The organism is Candidatus Eremiobacterota bacterium, from assembly GCA_031082125.1.
Lineage (GTDB): Bacteria > Vulcanimicrobiota > CADAWZ01 > CADAWZ01 > Ess09-12 > Ess09-12.
In genome coordinates, this window is record JAVHLM010000005.1 from 63968 (window position 1) to 88710 (window position 24743).

Annotated in this window: 20 protein-coding genes; 14 read left to right on the plus strand and 6 right to left on the minus strand. The window is 59.3% G+C overall.

Going from position 1 to position 24743, the window contains the following annotated elements; all coding sequences use genetic code 11:
- Nucleotides 1-59: 59 nt before the first annotated feature.
- The 3 genes from RDV48_07220 to RDV48_07230 are packed head-to-tail and all read left to right on the plus strand — an operon-like array spanning nucleotide 60 to nucleotide 5036.
- Nucleotides 60-2165, plus strand: a complete 2106-nt coding sequence (locus RDV48_07220) for a bi-domain-containing oxidoreductase (GenBank protein MDQ7822572.1) — start codon at nucleotides 60-62, stop codon at nucleotides 2163-2165.
- Nucleotides 2162-3826, plus strand: a complete 1665-nt coding sequence (locus tag RDV48_07225; protein MDQ7822573.1) for an alginate lyase family protein — start codon at nucleotides 2162-2164, stop codon at nucleotides 3824-3826. The genes RDV48_07220 and RDV48_07225 overlap by 4 nt, the downstream gene beginning before the upstream one ends.
- On the plus strand, nucleotides 3798-5036 hold the full coding sequence (locus RDV48_07230) for a glycosyltransferase family 4 protein (GenBank protein ID MDQ7822574.1): 1239 nt from the start codon (nucleotides 3798-3800) through the stop codon (nucleotides 5034-5036). Before RDV48_07225 ends, RDV48_07230 begins: the two co-directional genes overlap by 29 nt.
- Nucleotides 5037-5044: 8 nt before the next feature.
- Here RDV48_07230 and RDV48_07235 read toward each other — a convergent pair whose 3' ends face one another.
- Both RDV48_07235 and RDV48_07240 read right to left on the minus strand, forming a co-directional pair.
- On the minus strand, nucleotides 5045-5320 hold the full coding sequence (locus RDV48_07235) for a hypothetical protein (GenBank protein ID MDQ7822575.1): 276 nt from the start codon (nucleotides 5318-5320) through the stop codon (nucleotides 5045-5047).
- On the minus strand, nucleotides 5305-5580 hold the full coding sequence (locus tag RDV48_07240) for an AbrB/MazE/SpoVT family DNA-binding domain-containing protein (protein ID MDQ7822576.1): 276 nt from the start codon (nucleotides 5578-5580) through the stop codon (nucleotides 5305-5307). Before RDV48_07240 ends, RDV48_07235 begins: the two co-directional genes overlap by 16 nt.
- Nucleotides 5581-5716: 136 nt before the next feature.
- Between RDV48_07240 and RDV48_07245 the strand changes: the two genes are divergently transcribed.
- Nucleotides 5717-7153, plus strand: coding sequence for an exopolysaccharide biosynthesis polyprenyl glycosylphosphotransferase (locus tag RDV48_07245; GenBank protein MDQ7822577.1), 1437 nt, complete (start codon nucleotides 5717-5719; stop codon nucleotides 7151-7153).
- 129 nt (nucleotides 7154-7282) lie between these two features.
- Nucleotides 7283-9979: a hypothetical protein gene (locus tag RDV48_07250; protein ID MDQ7822578.1), complete on the plus strand. Its 2697-nt coding sequence runs from the start codon at nucleotides 7283-7285 to the stop codon at nucleotides 9977-9979.
- A 6-nt stretch (nucleotides 9980-9985) separates the two neighbouring features.
- Here the strand turns inward: RDV48_07250 and RDV48_07255 are convergent, their stop codons facing one another.
- The gene (locus tag RDV48_07255; protein ID MDQ7822579.1) at nucleotides 9986-10318 is read right to left on the minus strand and encodes a nucleotidyltransferase domain-containing protein; all 333 of its coding nucleotides are present in this window, start codon (nucleotides 10316-10318) and stop codon (nucleotides 9986-9988) included.
- A gap of 246 nt (nucleotides 10319-10564) precedes the next feature.
- Between RDV48_07255 and RDV48_07260 the strand changes: the two genes are divergently transcribed.
- The 7 genes from RDV48_07260 (at nucleotide 10565) to RDV48_07290 (ending at nucleotide 19836) form a co-directional block, all read left to right on the plus strand.
- Nucleotides 10565-13555, plus strand: a complete 2991-nt coding sequence (locus RDV48_07260; protein MDQ7822580.1) for an IPT/TIG domain-containing protein — start codon at nucleotides 10565-10567, stop codon at nucleotides 13553-13555.
- 171 nt (nucleotides 13556-13726) lie between these two features.
- A complete protein-coding gene (locus RDV48_07265) occupies nucleotides 13727-14287 on the plus strand; it encodes a Uma2 family endonuclease (GenBank protein MDQ7822581.1) in 561 nt (186 codons plus the stop codon).
- 283 nt (nucleotides 14288-14570) lie between these two features.
- Entirely contained in the window at nucleotides 14571-16934 is a 2364-nt protein-coding gene (locus RDV48_07270; protein ID MDQ7822582.1) for an HNH endonuclease signature motif containing protein, read from the plus strand.
- A 188-nt stretch (nucleotides 16935-17122) separates the two neighbouring features.
- The gene (locus tag RDV48_07275) at nucleotides 17123-17272 is read left to right on the plus strand and encodes a type II toxin-antitoxin system VapC family toxin (protein MDQ7822583.1); all 150 of its coding nucleotides are present in this window, start codon (nucleotides 17123-17125) and stop codon (nucleotides 17270-17272) included.
- A gap of 75 nt (nucleotides 17273-17347) precedes the next feature.
- A complete protein-coding gene (locus tag RDV48_07280) occupies nucleotides 17348-18589 on the plus strand; it encodes a nucleotide sugar dehydrogenase (GenBank protein ID MDQ7822584.1) in 1242 nt (413 codons plus the stop codon).
- A gap of 12 nt (nucleotides 18590-18601) precedes the next feature.
- A complete protein-coding gene (locus RDV48_07285; protein MDQ7822585.1) occupies nucleotides 18602-19120 on the plus strand; it encodes a transcription termination/antitermination NusG family protein in 519 nt (172 codons plus the stop codon).
- 23 nt (nucleotides 19121-19143) lie between these two features.
- Nucleotides 19144-19836: a hypothetical protein gene (locus RDV48_07290; GenBank protein ID MDQ7822586.1), complete on the plus strand. Its 693-nt coding sequence runs from the start codon at nucleotides 19144-19146 to the stop codon at nucleotides 19834-19836.
- A 36-nt stretch (nucleotides 19837-19872) separates the two neighbouring features.
- Here the strand turns inward: RDV48_07290 and RDV48_07295 are convergent, their stop codons facing one another.
- Nucleotides 19873-20283, minus strand: coding sequence for a hypothetical protein (locus tag RDV48_07295; GenBank protein ID MDQ7822587.1), 411 nt, complete (start codon nucleotides 20281-20283; stop codon nucleotides 19873-19875).
- 22 nt (nucleotides 20284-20305) lie between these two features.
- Nucleotides 20306-20719: a hypothetical protein gene (locus RDV48_07300; GenBank protein ID MDQ7822588.1), complete on the minus strand. Its 414-nt coding sequence runs from the start codon at nucleotides 20717-20719 to the stop codon at nucleotides 20306-20308.
- A 188-nt stretch (nucleotides 20720-20907) separates the two neighbouring features.
- On the opposite strand from RDV48_07300, the gene RDV48_07305 reads away from it, so the two are divergent.
- Together RDV48_07305 and ftsY are read left to right on the plus strand one after the other, a co-directional pair.
- On the plus strand, nucleotides 20908-23136 hold the full coding sequence (locus RDV48_07305; protein MDQ7822589.1) for a tetratricopeptide repeat protein: 2229 nt from the start codon (nucleotides 20908-20910) through the stop codon (nucleotides 23134-23136).
- Nucleotides 23137-23176: 40 nt separating this feature from the next.
- Nucleotides 23177-24127 (plus strand): signal recognition particle-docking protein FtsY, encoded by a 951-nt coding sequence (ftsY, locus tag RDV48_07310; protein MDQ7822590.1) that lies wholly within the window; start codon nucleotides 23177-23179, stop codon nucleotides 24125-24127.
- Nucleotides 24128-24129: 2 nt separating this feature from the next.
- On the opposite strand, the gene RDV48_07315 is transcribed toward ftsY, so the two are convergent.
- Nucleotides 24130-24690: a YkgJ family cysteine cluster protein gene (locus RDV48_07315; GenBank protein ID MDQ7822591.1), complete on the minus strand. Its 561-nt coding sequence runs from the start codon at nucleotides 24688-24690 to the stop codon at nucleotides 24130-24132.
- Between the last annotated feature and the right edge of the window lie 53 nt (nucleotides 24691-24743).

Genomic DNA, 24743 nt, shown 5'->3' on the forward strand with positions numbered 1-24743 from the left:
GCGCTGCCGGCCGGCAGGAGATGGAATGAGGGTCTTGAATTGAGAAGGAGGAGGGTGCAGTGAAGCAGTTATTTCAGAGCCTCAGGACAGGCGCGCTTGAGCTCGCCGAGCTCCCGGTGCCGCAGGCCCGGGCGGGCCATCTCCTCATAAGGACAAGGCGGAGCGTCATCTCCCTCGGCACCGAGCGGATGCTCCTTGATTTCGGAAGGGCGGGGTGGATAGAGAAGGCCCGACAGCAGCCTGACAGGGTGCGCCAGGTCCTCGAGAAGATTAAGACCGACGGCATCTTGCCCACGGTGCAGGCTGTGCAGAGCAAACTGGATCAGCCCATCACGCTGGGCTATTCCCAGGCAGGCGAGGTCATTGCCGCGGGGAGCGGTGTCGAGGGCTTCAGGGCGGGAGACCGCGTCATCTCGAACGGCCCCCATGGCGAGATTGTCTCGGTGCCGGCCACTCTCTGCGCCCTTATCCCTCCCGGCGTTGACGACGATACGGCCGCTTTCACCGTGATTGCCGCCATTGCCCTCCAGGGGGTGCGCCTTATAAGCCCGACCCTCGGCGAGTCCGTGGCGGTAATGGGGCTCGGCCTCATAGGCCTCCTGACCTGCCAGATCCTGGGAGCCCACGGCTGTCGGGTCCTGGGCTTTGACCCTGATGAGAAGAAGGCTGACCACGCGCGGCGCTTTGGCGCTGAGGCCTATGCCCTCACCGAAAGCCTCGATGCCGTGGGGATCGCCCACGCCTTTTCATCGGGCTACGGGGTTGACGGCGTCATTATTACCGCCTCCACCAAGAGCAATGACCCGATCCACATGGCGCCCCGGATGTGCCGTCCCCGCGGGCGGGTCATTCTTGTGGGCGTCGTGGGCCTTGCCCTTTCCCGCGATGATTTTTACAGGAAGGAGATTTCCTTCCAGGTCTCCTGCTCCTACGGGCCCGGGCGCTACCAGGCGCCCTATGAGAAGAAGGGTCTTGATTACCCCATAGGCTTCGTGCGCTGGACCGAGCAGCGCAACTTTGAGGCGGTCCTGCAGCTCATGAAGGAGAAAAAGCTCGTGACGGAGAGCCTCGTGACGGCGCGCTCTCCTTTCGGGAGCGCCCTCGATGCCTATGAAAATGTCTCGGGAGGTACCGATATGCTTGGCATCATGCTTGACTATGATGCCCCTGTTGACACCGCGCTGAAGGTGGTGCCTCTTGGCGTATCCCAGGCTTCAGGGAAGGCTGCAGCGCCGGTGATAGGATTTATCGGCGCCGGGAGCTTTGCCTCGTCAACGCTTATCCCCGCCTTCAGGGAGACAGGCGCGCGTCTCAAAATCATTGCGAGCGCCGGGGGAATGTCGGGGTACCATGCCGGCAGGAAGTTCGGCTTTGAGGCGGTGACCACTGACCACCGGGCCCTTCTCGATGACAGCGAGATAAACGCAGTCGTGATAGCCACGCAGCATGACAGCCATGGGGCACTGGTCATGGAGGCCCTCAGGGCGGGAAAGCATGTCTTTGTGGAGAAGCCGCTCTGTATAAAGCGCGAAGAGCTTGAGGCCCTTGATGAGACTTACCGCTCCCTCGCAGAGAAGCCCTTGCTCATGGTAGGCTTCAACAGGCGCTTCGCCCCCCTTACCGTGAGGCTTCGTGAGATCCTCTCGGGCTTCAGGGAGCCCGGGACATTCGTGATGACGGTGAACGCCGGGAGCCTTCCCGCCGATCACTGGACCCTTGACGGCGAGGCCGGCGGCGGGCGCCTTATCGGCGAGGGATGCCACTTCATCGATCTTATAAGGTTCTGTGCCGGCTCACCCCTTGCGGAGGTGCAGTCTTTCCCCGGAGGTGCCTCTGCCGCTCCGGGCACGGTATCGCTCTTCCTGCGCTGCACAAACGGCTCCCAGGGCTTTCTCCACTACCTCACGGCAGGCCATAAGAGCTTTCCCAAGGAGCGCCTCGAGGTGATATGCGGCGGCGCCGTGCTGGTGCTTGACAATTTCAGGAGCCTCGCGGGCTTCGGCGTGAAAGGCTTTTCCAGGGAGAAGCCCATGGCCCAGGACAAGGGGCACGGCGGCTGCGCGAGGGCCTTTGTGGAGGCCGTCGAGAAGGGCCTCCCTTCACCCATACCCTTTGAGGAGCTCGTGGAAGTGACAGATGCCACTTTCCGTGCCGCAGGCTTATGAGGGTTGAAGATATCCCGGCGCTTCTTTCCTCTTTCCGCTACTACCGGCCCGGCCAGATGGCGGGACGGGTCCTTCATGGCATGAAGCGCCGCTTTGTGCGCGTCACGGGGGGTGAGAAGCCGTCCCTTCCCGAAGAAGCCCTCAGGCTTCGCGAGGAGGGGAGCCGCGCCGGGAGCACGGTGAAGGTCTCTCTTCTGAACAGGAGCATTGGCTATCCGTCGCCGTCATTCTGGGATGACGGCGCCTCGGAGAAGCTTTTCCGCTATCAGCTCAATGCCTTTGAGTTTCTTGCAGGGGCCTTCCCTTGTGAGGATGCCCTTCTTCTCATCGTGGACTGGATATTCTGCAATGCTGACGAAGGCGCCGAGCCGTGGGAGCCTTACGTGATCTCCCGGAGGATGGCCCGGTGGGTTCAGTGGATTGAGGGGCACCGTGGAGCGCCTGCCCCTTATGAGGCCGTCACGGCGGTGATGGCAGAGTCTCTTTACCGGCAGGGGCTGAGGCTTTTCTGCGACGTGGAATACCATATCGGGGCCAACCACCTCTTTGAGAATTACCGGGCCCTTTTCCTTGGCTCCCTCTTTCTCATGGATAAGCAGTTTCCCTCGCGGGAGCGGGCGGAAAGAGAGCTTGAAAAATGGCTTCTCTTTTCCTGCCGGGGACTCATGGAGGCCCTGGCCTCCCAGGTGCTCCCGGACGGCGCCCATTATGAGCTCTCACCCATGTATCACCAGGTGGTGATGGAAGGCACCTCATCGGTCATCGCTTCGGGGAGCGCCGCCCTGGCTGGCGGGCATCCTGCCCTCAGGGAGCACGGGGCCCTCATTGAAAAGCTTGTCGAGGCCTCGCGCTCCGCCTTTGAGAAGATGAAGGCATGGCTTTCGCACCTTATGCACCCCGACGGGAAGATAGCCCTTTTCGGCGACGCCGCCTTCAACGGCTATCGCTTTTCCTTCCCTGGATTTTCGCCTTCAGACGCTCCCTGCGCCCTTCTCCTTCCCGACTCGGGGTATGCCCTGCGCCGATGGGGTGATGGCCATTACTTCGTAATGAAGTGCCAGGGCCCCCGCCCCTCGCACCAGCCGGGCCACTCCCACTGTGACGCCCTTTCCTTCGAGCTTTCCCTCCATGGCGAGCGCGCCATGGTGGACACGGGCTGCGGCTCATACCAGGACAGCGATATCCGCACATACTGCCGGGGCACGGAAGCCCATAACGTGCCCCATGGCGAGGGCCTTGAGCAGTCGGAGTGCTTTGCCTCCTTCGGGATAGGGCGCCGCGCGCGGGTCATGGAGAAATATCTTGAAGAGCAGGACGGCGCCGTTCTTATTTCCGCGGTGCTCCACGACTATCACGGCCACATCTTCCGCCGCGAAGTTTCCCTCAGGGATACCGCCATCTCCCTGGAGGATTCTCTTGTCTCTCCGCCTGGAAAGGACTTTGTCTCAGCGCTGCATCTCGGCCCTTTGGTAAGCATTCTGGAATGTTCCTCTCAAGCGGTGAAGGCCGAGTGCGCCGGGAAGAAGTTTACCATCACCTCAAAAGGGGGGCTTGAGGTGAAAGATGCCTCGTATTTCCCCGAGTTCGGCAGCAGGGTGCCCATCAAGGCCGTCGCGGCAAAAGGAGTGAACAGTGTGCAGTGCCTCATCGAGTGGTCGTGAGACCTCTCTCCTCATAGTGACCCAGTATTACCACCCTGATGTGACGGCTGCCGCATTCCGCATCAAGGAGACTGCCGATTTGCTCGCAGGGAAGGGATATGAGGTGACGGTCATCACGGCGCGCCCGCACCGCGGGATAGCCGAGGGGGAAAGTGCCGCTCCCCTTGATGACGGCGCCGTGAAAGTGATCAGGGTGCCCCTTGTGCCCTATTCCGGGAAAGGCAAGTGGAACTATATCGCTCATTATTCGTCATTCATGATGAACGCCCTCATGGCGGCTCTCAGGCTCAAAGGCCGCCCCTCGGTGGTTTTAGCCACGAGCCCGCCCCTCTTTGCGGGGTGGGCGGGCCTTCTCACCGCGCGCCTCAAGGGGGCGAAGTTCTTCCTTGACGTGCGGGATCTCTGGCCCGAGTCAGCCGTGTCGGCAGGGCAGCTCTCTCAGTCGGGCATTCTTTTCAGGGGGGCGAAAGTGGCCGAGCGCTTGCTCTACGGGGGCGCCGTGAAGATATCGGCCGTGTCAAGGCCCATGGCAGAGCGCATCGGCGGGATTATGGGCGCCCCGGGCAGTGAAAAGCTCTTCGTCATGTACAACGGGGTGCCGTCCTCATATCTCCCGGAGGCAGGAAAGGAGCCTGAAGCGAGCTCCCGGGATTTCACGGTCTCCTATGTGGGGAACTTCGGGCGCTGCCAGAATCTTGAGGTGGTGGTCGAAGCGGCGGCGCTGCTGGAGAAGGAGGGGCATTCCGGCATCGACTTCCGCCTTATCGGAGATGGCGTGGAGCGAAGGAAGCTCGAGGCCATGGCTTTAGAGAGGGGCTTGAAGCGCTTCGCGATTGAGGGGCCTGTCGGCAAGGCCGAGGCTTTCAGGGAGATGGCGCAGGCTTCGGCGCTTGTCCTTCCCCTCCTCTCGGACGAGACGATGGCGAGAACAATCCCTTCGAAAGTCTTTGACTACATGTGCGCGGGAAAGCCTGTCATTTACGGCATCAAGGGCGAAGGCGCCGAGATCCTGTCGCGCACCGGGGGAAATCTTGCCTTTATCCCCGACGATCCGCCGTCGCTCTCTGAGGCCATAAGGAAAGTGAAAGAGGAGCATGAGGCTTTCTCGCTCAGGGCATCGGGAAATGCCCGGGAAGTGGCGCAGTCTTATACAAGGGAAAAGATGGCGGACCTTCTCGATGAGAAGATAAGGGAGGTCCTGGGCAGATAAACAGCCTGTCAGCCCCTTCTTGCCTCGATATCAATGATTTTATGGGCGCCCACGGCTCTCAGGTAATAGTGATCTTCCCGGATCTCGAAGGTGAAGCGGTATGAGGCATCAACATATCCCTCCCAGATGGACCCTGTGCGCTCAATCAGGTGGAGCCTCAGCGAGGGATGGATCGGGTTCTCCCTGAGGAAGCGGAGATGCTTGTCCACTTTTTTCCGGATCTCTCGGGGGAGCTTTTGGTAGCATTCTTTGAAGGTTCGTGAGATTTTCAGCTTTTTAGCCATCTGAGGGCTTCTTCCACGTCGTCGAAGGACTTTGTCCTGCCGGCTTTTTCATCTTCAGTGGCGCTTTTCTCCTTCTCAAGCCATGAGGCTTCCCAGAACCATGCCTGCTCCCTTGGCACCTCCACGACAGGCTTTATCACGATCTCGTCATCGCGGGCGAAGACCTTGACGCGCGACCCGATCTCCAGGGGTATCTTTTTCCGCACCTCTTCGGGGATGGTGACCTGGTATTTCATGCTCACCTTCACGGTCTCGCCCATGAAAATCACCCCTTTGTAAAGTATTACAGTTTTACTATACTACATTCTTACTGGAAAGTCAAAGCGATCACCCCGGTGTTGACGAAAGGCATCCCTTGGGTTACAATGGGGTGGCTGCGAAAAGAGGTGAGATGCCGTGGGCTCCATCGTCACAAGAAATCCCTTCGTGCGCAGGCAGTATCTGCTTGTGGCCGTTGACACCGTTATCATCCTTGCCTCCATTATCTTCATGTACCTCCCCTGGTTCAGGTTTTCCTGGGCCGACCTCTTCGCGGGGCTTGCGAGAGGGCTCTGGATCCCCGTAGCCATAGCGGTCCTTGCCCACCTGGCAGTCTTCTATGTCTTCGACCTCTATAACGTGAGGAGCGTCTCTCTCTCCCAGGGCAGGCTCGTCCGCATCATCCTGGCGGTGCTCCTCGCTGTCGGGGGGCTCACCATGCTCTTCTACTTCTTCCAGAAGGTGCCCAACCTCAGGAAGGTGCTGGTGACCCACATCCCCCTCATCATCATCGCAATCTATGCCTGGAGGCTCATCTTTTACCGCACGGTAATGAAGGCCCAGGTGCGCACCGTCGTCATGCTTCTCGGTGATGATGCCCTCAACTGGGCACTGGTGAAGGCCATCCGCGATGACCCGATGATGGAGTACCGCACGGCAGCCCTCATCCCCGACACTTCCGGGGCGCAGGCCCTCTGCTGGAAGGACACCGACGGCGAGGCCCTCATGATGGGCCCCTGCAATGATATCGAAGAGGTCATGAAGGAGTGGGATATCAATGTGGTGGTGTTTTCTCTGAAGGCGCTCCCCCTGTTCCGCGCAAAGCTTCTCTTCCTGAAGTCGCGGGGCGTCCAGGTTTTTGATGCCCTTACCTTCTACTCCCTCATCACGGGGAGAATACCTGTCGTAAGCACCGAGGATTCCACGGTGGCAGTGCTTGCCGAGCGCTTCCCTCTCCCCGCCTATTACCTTAATGTGAAGCGCCTCGTTGATGTGTGCCTCTCGCTCTTTGGCATCATCATATCGTTCCCCTTTGTCGCCCTGTCAGCTATCCTCATCGCCATAGAATCGCCTGGCCCCCTCTTCTTCCGCCCCGAGCGCGTGGGGCAGTTCGGGAGGACCCTGCGCCTTTTCAAGCTCCGCACCATGCGCCATACAGCGAAAAAAGGGCCCCTTTTCACCCAGCCGGGCGATGAGCGCGTGACCCGCACGGGATGGCTCATCCGCAAGTTCGGCTTTGACGAGTTCCCCCAGCTTTTCAATGTCCTCTGGGGAGACCTCTCCCTCATCGGGCCCCGCCCCATCGAGGAGGTCTTCGTGGACAAATATGCGGCCATGACGCCTCTCTATTACCTCCGCCTGTCGGTGAAGCCCGGCATCTCGGGGTGGGCCCAGGTGAACCAGGTGGAGTACCCCAACTCCGACGAGAGCCAGCTCGTCAAGCTGGAGTATGACCTCTTCTATGTCTCTCACGTGTCCCTTTTCCTTGACGTGATTATCATCCTGAAGACCCTGAAGAAGTTCTTCCACCTGGGCTACGACAGCCGCGAGGGGAAGGCTCCCGCTTTATTATAATCATTTTACATGGCGGCAAGGAAATCAGGTTTTTTTCAGTGATAATTCATTTCCTTTTGGTGAGATGAGGTGATAGCATGGGAAGTAGCATACTGTGTACTTTTCCAGAGAGCAGAGAGGAGACAAGATATGGCGCCCTCAGAGGACAAGGTTGAAGCGGTAGCATCAGCGCCCCCGAAAAAAAGGACCGAGGCTTCAGGAAAAGCCTCGCAGGCTGCGGTAAAAGAGCCTGCAGGCAAGGATGAAGCTCCCGGCGCAGATAAGGCCCGGGAAGCTTACGAGGAGAAGAAGTCAACCTTTACCCCGAGCCGCGAGGCCAGCGGGGAGGCTCCTGAGCCGGCTTCACCGGCTTCCGGCGAGGCCGGGAGAAGAAATGCCGAAAGAAGCCCCGCATTTCAGCAGGCGCTCGGCGAGGCCGTGAGAAATGCCAGGGCCCGCCGCGACGGTCCCGATGCCGTGGAAGCGCCCCCTGTCCCCGAGGGGGTGGAATATACCACCGAGAGCCGCACGGAAAACGGCACCCCCCACAAAGTCTATACCTACACCCAGGACGGCGTGAAATATACCGTGGACGTCTCAAAGAACAGCGCTGGCGCTGAGGTGACAGACCGCGACTTCAAGAAGGACGGCGTCAATTATTCCGTCAAAGAGACAAAGGCTGCCGACGGCAGCACCTCCTCGGTGACGACGGCCGAGCGCCCTGACGGGGTGAAAGAGCGCCGCGAAATGCGCACCAGGCCCGACGGCGAGTCATGGGAGGTCGTGGAGATTGAGAGACCTGACGGGGTAAAAGAAAGGACTTCCTCCCATACCTATGAGACTCCCAAATCACTGGAAGAGGCGAGCGGCCGCCCGATGCAGCCCGTGTCGCCTCTCCCCGGCCCTCCTCCCTCCGATGTGCCGGTGATCCGTCCCCCTTCGCCTCCCGGTGAATACGTGGACAAGCCTGCCGATGAGCTCATGGTCCCTCCCGAGGGCGCCGAGCGAGGCCCCACCCAGGTGACGGAGACGGAGACTACTGTCATCAACCCTTCAAAGAATCCGCCGGAAGAGGTGACGTCGCGCTCAAAAAGTTACCAGCAGCAGGTGTATCTTGACGAGGCGAAATTTGACGCCGGCGGCCCCATCACCGTGGACAAGGAGAAATCGGGCCTCTTTGTCTCCTATACCGAAAAGTCCTCGAAGGCTGCCACAGGCCAGATGGTCACCGAGAGCGCCCAGGCTTCAGATCTCCGCATGGCGGGAAAGCGTGAAGACGGGAAAGAGGTGCTCTTCTCGGAGGCGAACTCATGGAACCTCCAGAACGGCGAGCTTGCCACCACTACCGACGTGCGGGGCTTCACGAGGGAAGAGCTTGAGCAGAACGAAGCCGCAAGGACTTATGATGCAGACGCCTCCCTGATAAGCGCAAAGGTGGGCGGGAAGACCTTCACGCCTGATGTGGATGGGGTAATCTCGGAGAAGTCCCCTCCCGATCATCTCAGGGATAAAGGCCGCGGGATACTCGACTCGAAGGGCGATGCCGATGAATGGCTCGGCAAAAGCCATGACGACCCTCTCGATGTCCGTGTCACCGTCACGCAGAGCCCCGGTGATGACAGGACCGAGCTCGTGGAGATGGGCGACTATGCCAGTCCCCAGAAGGACGGCAAGACCGTGACGCGCTTCCAGGACAGCGACGGCATGGTCCACTGGAACTACCGCGCCGTCACTGACAACGGGCTTGACGTGGCCACCCAGGAGGTCATCGAGGGCTCCGATTACAACCACGTGGTAAAGCTTGACCGCAGCACCGACGGAACTTTCCGCATGACCGACGACACCTGGATGGGAGAAAAGCAGGTGGCCCACAGCGAGCAGGGCCGTGAAGCCGCCACTCTTGACAGGGCCAATCTCACCCCGGAGGAGCGCCGCACCCTTGAGCGCGGGGGAAATGCCCCCCTTTATCACGACTATACGACCTCATGGTCAAAGAATCCCAATACGGGAGAGGATCAGTCAAGCTACGATTCCCACCGCTACAGCGCCGAAGGGACGGGGCTGTCGGTGGGCCATGTGAAGAGCCTTGAGCTTGTGAGGGACTATGGCGCGAGCTATGACGATCCCCCCCGCCGCGTAGAAGACTCGCTCTCCTATACGACCGATCCTTCATCAGAGAAGCCTTTGTCAATTAAGAATGAATCGGGCTCGTCATCGATAGAGGTGACCAGGGACGGAAAGGTGCTTGTGAACGGCAAGGAGGCCCCCGGTGGAGGCCGGCTCCTTGTAAACCCAGGCGATCCCCTCTCGTCTCTTGACGGTCTCTTTGGTGAAAACTCGCCTTATAAAGATGCTATTGAAGGCATGGAAGGCACCAAGGACTCCCAGGCTTTCGTGGGGGCTCTTAAGAGGGTGGCCGGGGGGCACTCGCTCAGCAGCAGCCTCTCTTCAAGCATTGAAGGCCAGGATCTTCTCAGCGCGGGAGGCCTGGCATGCCAGCCTTTCTCTTCGGCGCCCACTGTGGCAAAGCTTCTTTCCAAAACTCTGCCGGGAACGTCGGTAGGCACCAAGGCTACGGCGCTCCTGGAGTCGGGCGCCGCCGCATCCCTTGCCACGAAGGGCAACATAGCGAGCGGCTTCATCTCTTCGGGCACGGCGGTGCTCCACATGGCCGATGGCGAATGGGGCCGCGCCGCCATTGACGGCACCGTGGCCGCCCTCACCTTCGCGGGCCTCGCATACCCGCCTCTCCTCATTGCTGCAGGGGTCCTCTCCCTGGGCGAGATGGGCTATGATTATGTCAAGGGGAAGCTTGACGAGACCAAGACCGAGGAGATTGCCATCTGAGGGCTGTCACAGCTCTATGCCCTCCCTTCTCACGTTTTCAAGGAATGGAGTGCACCAGGTATGCCAGGCTTCCTCGGTGGAATAGGTGAATACCACCACCTTGTCCTCGCAGAGCGCGCAGCACTCCTCGACGAGGCGCGCTTTCTCCTCGCGGGATATCCCGCCGCGATGGACGATGAGCACGTCGATATCGGAGTCGGGCTCGCTGTCTCCCCGGGCCCGGGAGCCGGAGAGCACCATCGCCGCAAGGCGGTCGCCCAGCACTTCCCTTGTTTTTTCTTTTAATGAGAGAAGGAGCTTGTGAAGCGCCTGGTCAAGAGAAGCGTTTTTTGCGGTCATTGCCTGAAGTGTCTCCTTTCTCCTATCATACCATACTTTTTTTCGCGGGCAAAGAGATTTCCGGTGAGGGCAGGAAAGGGGCCTTTCAGGGAGAATTCCTCATGGGATTTTGTAGAGGTGCGCGTCGGGGGGGCCAGGTTTTCCTCGCTTATTCTTCGCCAAAACCGCTCTTATTGATGGAGTGCTTCCGGGACGCACGGCTTATCCGGGGTAACTAAATTCTTTCTTTAAGGAGGATGTTCAGGCATGAAGACAGGGAAGTTATTGGCGGTGCTCTGTGTGGCGGCTTTCATGGCCTTTGCCATGGCGGGCTGCGGCGGAGGAAGCGGCGATGCCGGCGGCGGATACTGGGGAGGAGGAGGGAGCTCTTCCACGACGCCGGTTGTTTCAAGCGTGACCAACACATCAGGCACCTCGACCCTCACGCCGGGCCAGGAGTGCGTGATCAGGGGATCCAACTTTGGCACCCGGGGAGGGCGCGTGGACACCTCGAAGAGTTACGTGACCTTCGTGGACAACACGACGGCAAGCAGCCCTCTCTATGCAACAGTCTATCTTTACTGGGGCTCCGACAGGATTAACTGTCTCACGCCTGAGCTTGTGGCGGGCCGCCAGTACACCATCATAGTGACCATCATTGTGTCGGGCCAGGCGGTAAGCTCTACCTCGTCGGCTTCTCCAGGCACGAACACCATCACCCCCACCCAGGGGACAAACCCGCCGACCATTTCATCAATCAGCCCCTCGACGGTCAATGCCGGCCAGAACGTCGTGATCACCGGCACCAACTTTGCGGCCACCCAGGCCACGGGGAGCTATGTAGCCGCGGTCAATGGTGATACAGTGGGCACTGTGGTCTCGTGGAGCAACACGCAGCTCACCATTACGATACCTTCCGGCGCCACAGCAGGGACCTACCAGATCTATGTTCACACCGATGCGGGCGGGAACAGCAATCTTTACAACATCACCGTTGTCTCCTCTTCAGGGCCGGCGATCACTTCCGTGTCGCCCACCACGCAGGGCCTCGGCGGGCAGGTCATCATCACCGGGTCAGGCTTCGGGAGCAGCCAGGGCACCAATTACGTCGTATTTTCAGGGTCCACGTCGGTGACCCAGTCAACGGTCTCTTCATGGGGAGACACGCAGGTCATATGCAACATCCCGTTGACTTCATCTCAGGGCTCGGTGAATGTCTATATAAATGTAAACGGCGCTTACAGCAATGGGTATACTATCACCATCACCTCGGGAACGCCGGTCATCACGAGCATTGTGCCGGGAACGGTGAACCAGGGCGCCCAGATAACGATTACGGGAACGGGCTTCACGACGACACAGGGCACTATTACCGTGGGCTCGACGCAGATCGCTGTTAACTCCTGGACAGCTACACAAGTTGTAGGAACAATTCCCACAACATATGCAGTTGGTGCAGCGGCAGTCTATGTGACGGCAGGTGGAACCAACTCAAGTTCCTATAATATCAGTGTGGTTTCCGCTTCTGCGCCAACAATAAGCTATATTACTCCCTCCACTGCGACGGCAGGTCAAGGTCAGACCCTCACCATTGTGGGGACAAATCTGGGAACCACTCAAGGAACAAGCACTGTGACAGTAAGTACAACGGGCGCCGGGATTATTTCTTGGGGCACGACAGGAACAAGCGTCCAGTTCACAGTCCCTGTAGCACTTGCGGCAGGAACTTATAGTGTCTATGCTACTATCTCAGGTACTAATACCAACACCTATCCCATCACGCTCACCACTGCGGCGGCACCGACTATTACAAGCGGTGCGCAGACTCTTGCAGGTGGAGGTCTTTGTACTCTCAGCGGTACCAATTTTGGCGGAACTCAGGGTGTCGGTACGGTTACCTTCGGCGGTATTGCAGCACTCGCTTACGGTTCGTGGACTTCCACCGGTATTTCCTGCACGGTGCCCTATAACTGCCCTCCCACAGGGAATGTTACGGTAACAACAGCACTTGGTACGGCATCGGTGGCTTATACGAGGACCTATGCATGGGGAGCGGCATCTCTGCGCGATTCCGCGGCAGGGGGAATAGACTCACCCAAAGTGCTCTTTGACCGGCGGACCACTAATGGAGGAGATGCACTCCTTGTCTATCAAAAGCATGACGGAGCAAATACCGGTATCTACAGCATGCGGTTCTCCGCCACGGGAGGGTGGGCCGCTGCGGTCCGCATAGACGCCGGTGGAGCAAATTGCACAAGTCCTGATTTTGCCATGGACTCAAATGGGAAAGCCATTGCGGTTTTCGTGCGCGGGGGGACAGTAATCAAATCATATACCTATGATCCTGCAACGCTTGTATGGACGGCGAGCACTGATCTGGAGACTGCTGGCGCGGCAGCGGTGGCAACGCCCAAGATTGCCTTTGATGCGAGTAATAATGCGATATGTGTATTCCGTGAAACTATTGTTGCAGAATTGCAGATTACCGCCCGCTACTGGCCGTCAGGAGGTGGATGGAATGCCGGCGCTCTCCGACTTGACAGCGGTGATGCAAGAGATGGTGAAGCGACGCCGATGATTGGTTTTGACGGGAGCAACAACGGGATATGCACATTCCTGGAAAATGATGCAGGTAATACATTTGCCCAGTTGAATGCACGCAAATACACGGCGGCAGGTGGCTGGATCATCGGCTCATGGGGTGCACCAGCAGTGCTGAGCGGTGGTGTGAATGCTGCCAGTGCTCCTGCATTAGCAGTGCAATCAGGCGGGACTGCAGCTGCTGTCTTTGTAGAATTAGGCGCGGTCTATTGCAACCGCTATACTGCAGGCGCTTGGCAGGCTGGCGGAGCGGCGACAGTACTCAATGCCGCCGCAGGATCGCCCTATGTCGCCATGGATTCAAGCGGCTATGTCTATGCAGTCTATGTCTCTGGTGCAGGGAGAACCTTTGTGAACCGCTATGTCGCCGCCTGGACAGAGACGCAGCTTGATGATGGCACTGCCGCGACTACAATCCCCTTCATTGGCTTTGACCCCTCTGGTGCCTATGGAATGTGCGGATTTGTTCAGAGCAATAGAGTGGTGACGCGTAATTACACCGCTTCAACCAATACGTGGGCAGCGCAGCAGCTTGTTGACGGCAACACGGGGAATGCCCTCACACAGCTTTACATAGGGGCTGGATCAGGCCCCCAGAGGCTTCCCGTATGGCGTGATGCAGGAGTTCCTGCCATATATAGCAATATATATCGATAGAATATGACTCCTTAGGGAAAACCGAGGCAGGGGAGAAATCTCCTGCCTTTTCTTTATCCCGAAATGACAAAGCTCCTCAATGCCAGGGGGGGGAAAGGCGACGGGAAAGAGAAGCCCCGCTGATTGCGGAATCCCCCGGCCTGTGCTACAATCGAGGTGAGGTGATACATCATGGCAGACCTGGTCCGACCCGAGAGGCCTCCTCTCACCTATGAAGATTACGCTGCCTTCCCTGATGACAGGAACCGCTACGAGATAATGGAAGGAGAGCTTTATATGACGCCTGGGCCCGGAACGAAACATCAAAAGCTCTCAGGCAGGCTTTTTTCAATATTGAGCACTTATATTGAGCACTTAGAGGAAGGCAGTTTTTATTATGCACCCCTTGATGTCATTCTTGACAACCGCACGGTGATGCAGCCCGATCTCCTCTATCTGTCAAAAGAGCGCGCCTCCCTTGAGAGCGAGCGGGGCATCGAGGGCCCTCCAGACCTCGTGATAGAGATCCTCTCCCCGTCATCAATGCGCAATGACCGGGTCTTCAAGTTCCGCATCTATGCGAAATACCGGATCGAGTGGTACTGGATGCTGGACCCTGATACAAAGGTGTTGGAAGAGTATGCCCTTTCCGGTGAGGGTTACACCCTTGTAGCGCAGATCAATGGCGACGAGCCCTTCAGGCCCCGCCTTTTCCCCGGCCTTTCCCTCGACCTCTCCCGCGTGTGGGTCTGAAAATATTTTTCTTTGCCCATCCATTTCCGCTCCCCATCCTTTTCCCTGCCGGCAGGCCCCTTTTCTCTGCGTTGGAGAGGCCTTCAGCGGTTTTGTCGGAAAAAATCTCAAAACAGGCCTTTCTATCCCCTTACGGGCCATGTGGTGATGGCATTGAAACCCAATAAATACAAGCATTTTAGCGATCTTAACTTTTGACTTTCCATGTTTAATAGGTTATAATAAGATAAGGGATACATGGGTATCCCGCAGCATATAGATAACTGATGAAAGGAGGACTATCGTGAATACGCCGGCGGGATCTCAACTCAGGGAGGCCCCACACCGAGAGGCTGCTCAGGCCACCCAGGCTGCTGAGGCATCTGCCGGGGCGATCCGCGAGTATCCCGGATACGAGGCCGTCATGGAGGGCGGGCAGGTTTTCAAGGCTGCCACCGGCCTCCCGCTGGTCACGTACGGCGCCGACGAGGTGCTCTCACGGGCTGACAGCCGGCATATCTTCAGGGATCTCACCGGGGAGGTCCTGGACTGGAACCTCTGGTGCCTCTCTTCCGCCGGGGTCAGGCTCGATCTTCTCATCGGGGAGGCACTTCTTTCTCTACACGGGAAGCTCGAGAAGCTCGGCTATGTGCGTGTCGGCGACTTTGCACGCGAGGAGCTGGGCCTCTCATCCAGGAGCGGTTATGAGCTGATGAGGAATGCGAAGGCCCTTCAGAAGCTCCCCCTCATCAGGGAGGCTCTTGAACAGGGGCTTCTGCGCAAAAGCGCACTGCGGCATCTTTTCCAGGTCGTGACGCCTGAGACCGAGGCGGAGTGGCTCTCAAGAGCCATGCACTCCACCATAAGAGAAATTGAAGAGGAGGTGAAGAAATTCAAGTCGGGTGCCGGGGAGGCCGGCATCGATTCCTTTGTCGCCGGCGATGACGATGAAGAGGACGCAGGGAGCCTCGCGGTGACTGTGGGGGTTCCTTTTTCCGTTGCCGCAAAGTGGGATCGAGCCATCGAGGTCTTCCGCAGGATCGAGGAGGCGGAGCTTCCCTCGGATTCGTTCGTAGAGGCCCTTCTTGCGGAGTTTGTCGCTTCGGCGCCGCTTGTGGGTCTCGGGTGTCCTGGCACAGCGACGCAGGCACCGGAGGATTCGGATTCCGGGACAGGGAAGCCAGGCGCTCATCACACCGGGGAGCTTTCTCTCTGCTGCGCGCAGGAGAAAGGCTCCCAGGGCATTGAGGCTTCCCATGGCGACTGCGCCAACCACGGTGAGGGGGCATACTCTCGGAATAGCCTTGATGCTTCCGACACAAGGGAGAACGGAGCCGATCCCGCCATCGAGGAGAAGACCCTTCTCCTTGGCGCCCTGGCGGGTGCCATCGGCTCCCTCGATGACGAGGCCTCCTTCGGCGAGCGGGACAAGGAGCTTGCCCGCCAGGTCCACAAGGATCTTGAAGAGGTGTCGCACCTGTGGGAGTACCTCCCCTGGAAGCCCGTCACGGTGGAGCTTCCCAAGGAGCTCCAGGCTCCCGGTGGCTCTGCGCCTCCTGCCGCCGATCCTTTCGAAGCGCTCGCACGGCTGAGGTCGATGGTGGCGCTCCGCCACTCCCTCTCTTTTTACCAGGGGAGGCTCCTGCGGACTCTCAACAATTTCGGCCTCTATAAGGATATGCTCTTCCTCTCCCTGGGCCATTACACCAGGGAGCGCCTCGGGATGTCCCGCAGCACGGCATATTCCTTAATCTCATTAGAAAGGAGCTATTTGGAGTATCCGGATATGCTCGACCTCGTCAAGGTGGGGAAGCTCACGCCCGAGCAGGCGCGGCATCTTGCCAAGGTCTTCAATGAGGGGACCCGCGTCCAGGGGGCGTGGCTTGACTACGCCCAGGAGATCCCGGTGGCCACCCTCATCCAGGCGGTCGAGGGGTTTCTCCGCTTCGCGAAGAGGGCGGTTCACAAAAAGTGGGACATCGCTCCCGAGGCCTTCGAAGTGGCCGTCACGGGAAGGTCCGTCAAGAGGCTCCCCGCCCTGGCTTCAAATGCCACGGAAACCAATGGGGATATGGGTTTGGATGCCGGAGTACAGATTTGTGCACAGCAAAAAACTGTGGAAGGAGGCTCATGTGTTCCGTGGGGGGAGCCACCCGCCGTCATCTGGGAGGTCACCGCGGGCGGGGAGCACCCCGAGCTCCCCGGGATTCTCTCGATCCTCTCGGGAGAGCACCCGAAAGAAGGGACCTTCGGATCAAACCCTCCGGACAGAGGGGCCCTTATCCGCTTCTTTTTGAAGCGGGACCTCATCCCCCTCTGGAATCACGCGGTGAGGCTCTGGGGCGGAGAGGAGCTCGCTCTCTTCGTAGAGGCCCTCCTTGATGCCTTCCTTGCCGCCTGGGACCACCCAGAGAAAAAAGACCTCCACAGCCGCGTGCTTGCCCGCGACCACTACCAGTGCCAGGCTCCCGGCTGCCGGTGCCGGCGCAATCTGCACGGCCATCATATCAGGTTCCGCTCCCACGGCGGCCCCACCACCGAGGGCAATCTCATCACCCTCTGCAGGGCCCACCACCTGCGGTGCCTCCACGAGGGGCACCTTGTCATCAGGGGCAAGGCTCCTCACGGTCTCACCTTCATCTTCCCCCGTGGCGGCAGAGTCCGTTAGCATATGAAATCCCGGTGAAACTGAGTTGCCGGACTGTGCCAGGAGGCCAGGGGACATTCTCCTCTTCAGCACACATTGGATTTTGTCCCTACAGGTGCATCGGGACACAGACAAAATCCTGTGTGCCGGGAGAATTCCCCTGGCCTCTCGATACAGCGTGATAACGGGCCGGCATGGGGCGCCTTCGAATGTTGACAAAGGGAATGAGTATCGCAGGTCATGACCTTCTTATCGCGGGAGCCTGCCTCTGCCATCACAGGCCCCTCTATACGCGGAACGTGAGCCATTTCAGCAGGATTGAAGGCCTTCAGCTCCTCAGCGGGGAAGAAATCACCTGAAGGATTTCCCCTCCTGGCCCCGAATCATCACACCACGGCAAAGGCTGCGCTCTCAACGATTGACAAGGAGCTTCCATGGCACTTCCGCGCATCTGCATACTGGGACTAGGGTATATCGGCCTCCCCACGGCGGGGATGTTCGCCGTGAACGGCATGCCCGTGCTGGGTGTGGACGTGAATTCCGCCGTGGTGAGCCAGGTGGCCAAGGGGGGAGTCCACATCGCCGAGCCGGGCCTTCGCACGGTGATCCAGGCCGCCGTGGGCTCAGGGGCGCTCCGCGTATCGGAGCGGCCTGAGCCTTCCGATGTCTTTATCATCGCCGTGCCCACGCCTCTTACCGCTGAAAAGCGCGCAGATCTCTCCTTTGTTGAGGAAGCCTCCTCCATGATCGCCCCATGCCTTGCCAAAGGGAACATGGTGATAGTGGAGTCCACGATCCCACCCCGGACCACGGAAAAGACCGTCATCCCCCTCATTGAGCGCCCGGGCCTCAAGGCAGGCGTGGATTTTGACGTGGTCCACTGCCCTGAGCGCGTGATCCCGGGGAAAATTCTCCTTGAGCTGGTGGAGAATGACCGGGTCATCGGCGGCATTACCGCTGAGGCGGCGCGGCGCGCCGAGGCTCTTTACCGCGCCTTCGTGCGCGGGAAGATCCTGCTTACCGATTTAGTGACGGCAGAGATGGTGAAGCTCGTGGAGAACAGCTTCCGCGATGTCAATGTCGCCTTTGCCAACGAGCTCTCCCGCATCAGCGCGGTGCTGGGAATCAACGCGAGAGAGGTCATTTCGCTGGCGAACCACCATCCCCGCGTGCGCATCCTGGACCCCGGCCCCGGCGTGGGAGGCCACTGCATCGCCGTGGACCCCTGGTTTATCGCCGAGTGCGTCCCCAACGAGGCCCGCCTTATCAGGGCCGCCAGGGCCGTCAACGACGGGATGCCGGCCTTCGTCGTGGACCGTATCATTGCCCGGGTGCCCGAGAAGGCCAAGGTGGCCCTCTGGGGCCTCACCTACAAGGCCGACGTGGACGACCTCCGCGAGAGCCCTTCGCTTGAAGTGGCCCGCCTTTTAAGGGAAGGAGGCTTCAGTGCGGGCCTTTTTGACCCATACGTGCGCAACGCTCCCGAAATAGAGGTGGCCACGCTTGAGGAGTCCGTAAAAGACGCCTCCCTTATCGTGCTCCTTGTGGGGCACAGGGACTTCCGCTTCATCAACCCCCGCGTCGTGGCGCCCCTTGTGAGGGAGAAGCGCCTGCTGGACGTGAAGCAGTTCCTGGACCGCGCCGAGTGGGAGGCCGCCGGCTTCATCTGCCATTAGAAGGTGAGTCTCATGTGGTTTGCCGTCAACACGAAGCCCCGCAACGAAAACCTTGCGAAGCAGAGCATCGAGGAGAAGGGCGTGGAAGTCTTTCTGCCCAGGTTCGAGACGTCGCGCCGCCGCGGCGGGAAGCGCGTCCTCACCGTGGAGCCCCTCTTCCCGGGCTACCTTTTCGTGAGCACCGGCGAAGGCGAAGGGGAGAAATCGCCTGTTGACGTCCTGATCGCCATCCGCTGGGTCCCCGGGGTGAAGCGCGTCCTCTGCTCGGGCCTGAGCCCCGTGCAGGTGCCCGACGAGGCCATCAACCTCATCAGGTGGCGCATCGGCGAGGGAGGCCCGGGGGTGCCCAAGGTGGAGCGCGAGTTCCGGGAGGGAGACTCCGTTGCCGTGCGCCACGGCCCCTTCAAGGGCCTCATCGGCGTGGTAGACAGGACAATCCCCGCCAAGGACCGCGTGCGGGTCTTCCTGGACTTCATGTCCCACCAGACGCCCGTGGAGCTTGATTCAGTGCTGCTCGACCGCCTCTCCTGAAGGCTGAAAGGGCCTTTCCCGCAATGCTGGAGTACGGACCTCATCTATACCAGAAGAAGGGCTTCGCAAGGAATCCTTTCCAGGAGCTCAGCGAGAGGGAGCTTCTTGCCCTGTTCCCCCCGGGAGGAGAGCTTCTCACCCTCATTGAGGGGGGAGATCCTCAGCCCCTCCAGCTCGTGGGCCCTGAGGGATCGGGGAAGTCATCGGCCCTCCTCCAGATAAGGCGCTATTTTCTGCAGAAGGGTGTCGAGGTCATGTATTTTCATATAGATCATGAAGGCGAGGCGCTGTCCGGGCAGAGCATTCTCGAGGTGCCCGTCCTTCTTATTGACGAGGCCTGGCGGCTGGTGCCGCAGAATCTTGAGGAACTCCTCGCTCCCCGCCTGTCCCGGAGTCTTTTTACCGCTTTCTCAAGCCATGGCGATCTCGGTCCTGTTCTCAAGATGCCTCTCAGCACCTGGAGCACGGAACAGGGGGCTCTCTCAAGGACCGGCGAGCTGTTTGCCGTTCTTGTGGAGGCTTTCCGGGAGCGCCATGAGCGCCATGAGCTCTCGGAGGGCGGAAAAGAGGCTCTTCTCAGGTGCGCCGCGGGGAACCTGAGGACCTGGAGAGCCCATCTCTACGAGATCTTCACCTGGGACCCCATTCCTCCCGTCATCGAGGCATGCCATGCGGCAACGGCCCATGCCGCGCTCTGGGGGGAAAAACCTGCTTGAGCGGGAAAAAGGTGTGGCTTGAGCCGGGGAAAGGCCTTACTTGAGGCGCGGAAGCACGGTAAACTCGCGCTCCTCGCGCTTGTCAAACCAGAAGGGGATGTCGATGCGCACCCTCACATACCACTCAAACTTCGCGTAGGAGCCCTTGTAGGTCACCGGTCCCTCGCGGGGGACCTTGAAGGCGAAGTGCTTCTCCACGGGGTTGTTCCTTATAAGGTTCCCGTGGAAGAACATCTCCTGGACCATCTGCTGGTCATGGGGCGTCCCCATGCCGCCCTCCTTGTAGCCGATTTCGAGCCACAGCCCCCGGCAGTTCACGTCTTCAGAGGGAATAAGCACGATATCTCCCTCGAAGCTCCCGCCGCAGGGCGTGCCTGACACCTCGATGTCGCCGAGGCGATGGTATTTCTCATCGATTTTTACTCTCAGCTCATAGCTGCCGGCCATGGATGCCTCCCTTGTCGCTGAGTCACTTCGCCACCACGTTCGAGACTATGATCTCCTTGGTGTAACGGGTATCGGGCCACCAGGGCACGTCGAGGCGCACGCGGAGCTCCCAGTTCACCATGTGGTTTTTGCCGTTGTAAGTGGGCGCCGAAAGGGTGGGAAGGGAGAAGGCCTCCTTGATGGTGACCGGGATGCCCGGCATGAGGGTTGTCTCCCCTATGGCTTCCCTGTTGTCGGTGTAAACGTCCTTGCGGTAATAGCTGTCGGAGGTGCCCCGCGAGATGCCCGTCTCCTTGCAGAAGAGCCCTACCTCTATCTTCCTGAGCTTCGCCTGGCACTGGGGCGTGACGGTCACCTCGCAGGGAATCTCATCTCCCATGTTCACCTGGAAAGGTGAGGTGACGGTAATGTCTGCCTTGTCAAAAATTCCTGTCATAGCGTGCCCCCTCAGTGCTCCCATGAGATATTCCACGCCAGGGCCTTCAAGCCCTTCCGGAGAAGAGGGTGGAAGAACCGGCCTAAAAGGAAAGCTTCAGTGCGAAGGAGAATACCCCTTGTGGCACTATTTGCGGGAAATGAAGGGCCTCCCTTTCAAAGGAGCCCTTGAAGGCCCGGAGGGAATTGATGAGAAACGAGCAGACCATCAAGAAGCTGGAGCGCATCGTTGCCGATGAGCCAAGCAATCATGAGGCCCTTTTCCAGCTCGGAAGGCACTACATAGAGAATGACGATCTCAACGGCGCGATCTATTACCTGGAAAAAGCCCTCACGGTAAACCCCAACCTCATCAATGCCCGCTACGAGCTGGCCGTGGTGTTCTCGCGGAACTTCGCCTACGAGTACGCGGTGAAAGAGTGGCAGAAGATCGTCGATGAAGACGGCGATTTCCGCTTCCACGAGATTGACATGGCCTCCATGGTGAACCTGACCATCGCCGTGAAAGCCTGGGAACGCTATGACGCCTCGGAAGCCGACTCGCCGTACAAGCATTTCACCCTGGGCTTTATCTACTACTGCCTCAGGATGATTGACAAGTCCATCAGCCAGTATATCAAGGCCGTGACGAGCAACGACAAGTTTGAGATGGCCCATTATTTTCTGGGCCTCTCCTTTGCCGAGAAAGGCGATTTTGCCAATGCCTTCAAGGCCTACAGCATCGAGCTCACTCTCAGGCCCCAGTCTCCCAATGTGTGCTACCATCTGGGCATGGCCAACTACCGCCTCGGGAAGATCCAGCAGGCCGTCCTGTCATACCAGAAAGCCATCCAGTACCGGCCGAGGTATCTCAAGGCCAATTTTCAGCTCGGCATCTCATTCTCCGCCCAGGGGCTCTTCCCCCAGGCTGAGAAGGCATTCAAGCTGACCCTTGACTACAAGCCTAATTTTGCCGACGCCCACCTTGAGCTGGGCAAGGCCTATCACAAGCAGTACAGGATGGACGAGGCAGCCAAGGAATACGAGCTTGCCATCCGCTCCAATCCCCGCCTCAAGGAGGCCGCGTTCAAGCTCGGCGAGCTCAAGAAATCGCTGGGAAAGATGGACGAGGCCGTCAACTATTTCCAGAGGGCCTCCGAGCTTGATCCCACCGACGGCGACATATACTACTACGTGGGCTCCATTTACTCGCAGCAGAAAAAATTCGAGGAAGCGGTGCTGGAGTTCCGTAAGGCCCTCAACCTCATCCCCAACCATGACTTCGCCATCTATGCCCTCGGCGAGGTGCTCTTCAACATGGGCGAGCTTGATCGGGCCATCGAGATGTACAAGAGGGGTCTTCAGCTCAATCCCAACGACAACAAGTTCCGCAACGCCCTCGGCAAGGCCCTTTTCAGGACCGGCGACCTCGAGCAGGCCATCTGCGAGTTCCAGAAAGTCCTCGAGGAGAATCCCAAGGACGCCTTCTCCCATTACTACCTCGGCCTCTCCCTTTTCAAGACGGGCAAGATTGCCGAGGCTGCACGGGAGTACCAGCGCTCGGTGGAGTCAAACCCCAACAGCGCCTATGCCCATTTCTGCCTGGGAGCGAGCTACTCCAAGAACAAGGAGTTCGAGCTCGCCGTCAGGGAGTTTGAGAAGGCCACGGAGCTCATGCCCTCCTCGGAGGCAGAGCTGGCCCTCTTCGGCACGCTGCAGCTTCTTGCGGCCATCGGGATTGAGCATGCCCAGCAGGGCCAGGAGCTTGAGCGCCGTTATATCCAGATCCGCGAGGTATACCGCGAGACGGTGAAGGCCCTCGCCAACGCCATCGATGCCCGCGATCCCTACACGCGCTTCCACTCGGCCCGCGTCTCGCGCATTGCCAAGACCCTGGCCATCCATATCAGGAACATTGATTCCGAGCTCATCCCCGCGTCTTACATCGAGGATATCGAGATTGGGGGCCTCCTCCACGACGTGGGCAAGATAGCCATTCCCGACTATATCGTGCGCAAGGAGGCAGCCCTCACCGACGAGGAGATGGCTTACATGAGAAAGCACCCCCTCGAGGGGGAGAAGATTCTCAAGGACATCAACTTCCCGTGGCAGGTCATCCCCCTCGTGCGCCACCACCACGAGAAATACAACGGGAGAGGCTATCCTGACGGCCTTTTCGGCGAGAGCATCCCCTTCGGCGCCATGATCATCTGCATTGCCGATGTCTATGACGCCCTTGTGACGAACAGGCCCTACCGGAAAGCTTATTCAGCCGAGCAGGCCCTCGGCATCATCACCAAGGGGAGGGGCACCGAGTTCGCCGAGGGGATAGTGGACGCCTTCATCGAGATTGTGCCTACCCTGGAGCCGCTCCTGGTGGACATTACCCAGAAACGCGACAGCGATTATAACCCCGAGCGCCGCTCACCCCGGGCCTGAGGGCTGGAAGGTGCGCCGCGGGGCAACAGGAGGAATTTTCATGCTCGACAAGCTCAACAAGTTTTCGCCGAAAAATCTTTTCACCCAGCTCAAGGAGGGCCTCAACAAGACGCGGGAGCACCTCGTGGGCCGGATGAAGAATCTCTTTTCCCTCTTCAAGAAAATCGATGACCAGTTCTGGGAGGAGCTCGAGGAGATCCTGATCTCGGCCGACGTGGGCGTGACCACTACTGAAAAGATCATTGAAGGCCTCAAGGAGAAGGCAAAGCGCATCAAGGAGCCCTCGGAGCTCATGGAGGCCCTCAAGGGGGATCTTGCCACCATCCTCCAGGGGAAGGGAGGAGCCCTTATCGAGTGCGCCGAGAAGCCCACGGTAGTGCTGGTCGTAGGGGTGAACGGCACGGGAAAAACCACCAGCATCGCCAAGCTTGCCCACAAGCTGAAAAGCGAAGGCCGCAAGGTGCTGCTCGCTGCCGCCGACACCTTCAGGGCTGCCGCTATTGACCAGCTCCAGATATGGGCGGGCCGCGTCGGCGTTGACCTTATCAAGCACAAGGAGGGCGCAGACCCTGCTGCAGTCTGCTATGACGCCCTTTCTGCCGCCAAGGCCCGTGACGTCGATTACCTTATAATCGATACGGCGGGGAGGCTTCACTCCAAGTCCAACCTGATGGAAGAGCTCAGGAAGGTGAAGAGGGTCACAAGCCGCGAGGTGCCCGGCGCGCCCCATGAGACGCTGCTGGTCCTTGACGCCACGGCGGGGCAGAACGCCTTCCTCCAGGCCCGCACCTTCATGGAGATGAGCGACGTGACAGGCATCTTCCTCGCGAAGCTTGACGGCACCGCCAAGGGAGGCATCGTGATAGGGATAGCCGATGAGCTTGAGATTCCCGTGAAGTTCATCGGCCTGGGGGAGCGCCTCGAGGACATAAGGGAATTCAGCCCCCAGGACTTCCTTGAGGCACTCTTTGAGGCGCCTGAGAAAAGCTGAGCTCAGAGGGGGAGTGACCTCCAGCGGGACCAGGGCACCCTGAAGCCGGAGAGGAGCTCAAGGGCCGGGGCATTGAAGAGCACCTGGTCGGGGAAGATATAGCCTCTCCTGAAATCGTACTGGCGAAGGATCGAGGCGTACCGGCCCCAGAGGGGAATCTCGGGCGGGATGGAATAGACACGGGGCTTTGTGAAAGCGCATCCCTCGAAGGTTTCGGGCTCCTGGGAGAGGGGCCCGAAGATGCGGCAGGCAAAGGGGCGCACCGGATAGACGGCGCATCCGGAGGAGCGCGTGTAAAAGGGGCATGTCCAGTTGAGAAAGCTCTCGCGCTCATCAAGGGCATCGCCCGCAAGGGGGCGGAAGTGAACCCTGTAGGGGAGCCTCTGCTCGTGGAGGTACTGCTGCACAAGGGCATACTCCAGGTCAGAGGTGGTCATCAGGAAGGGGGGCGAGGTGCAGCAGCGGCCGCAGTCGCCGCAGTCGGCCTCCTCGAGGCCGAGGCTCTTCACCTCCCTGTGAAACTCGTCAAAAAAGGCCCTAAGCTGGGGAAAAAGGTGCTCCATGGCGAACTCCTTGAAGAAGTGGTCTCATGGCTATATTCTCCCCCGCCGGCCTT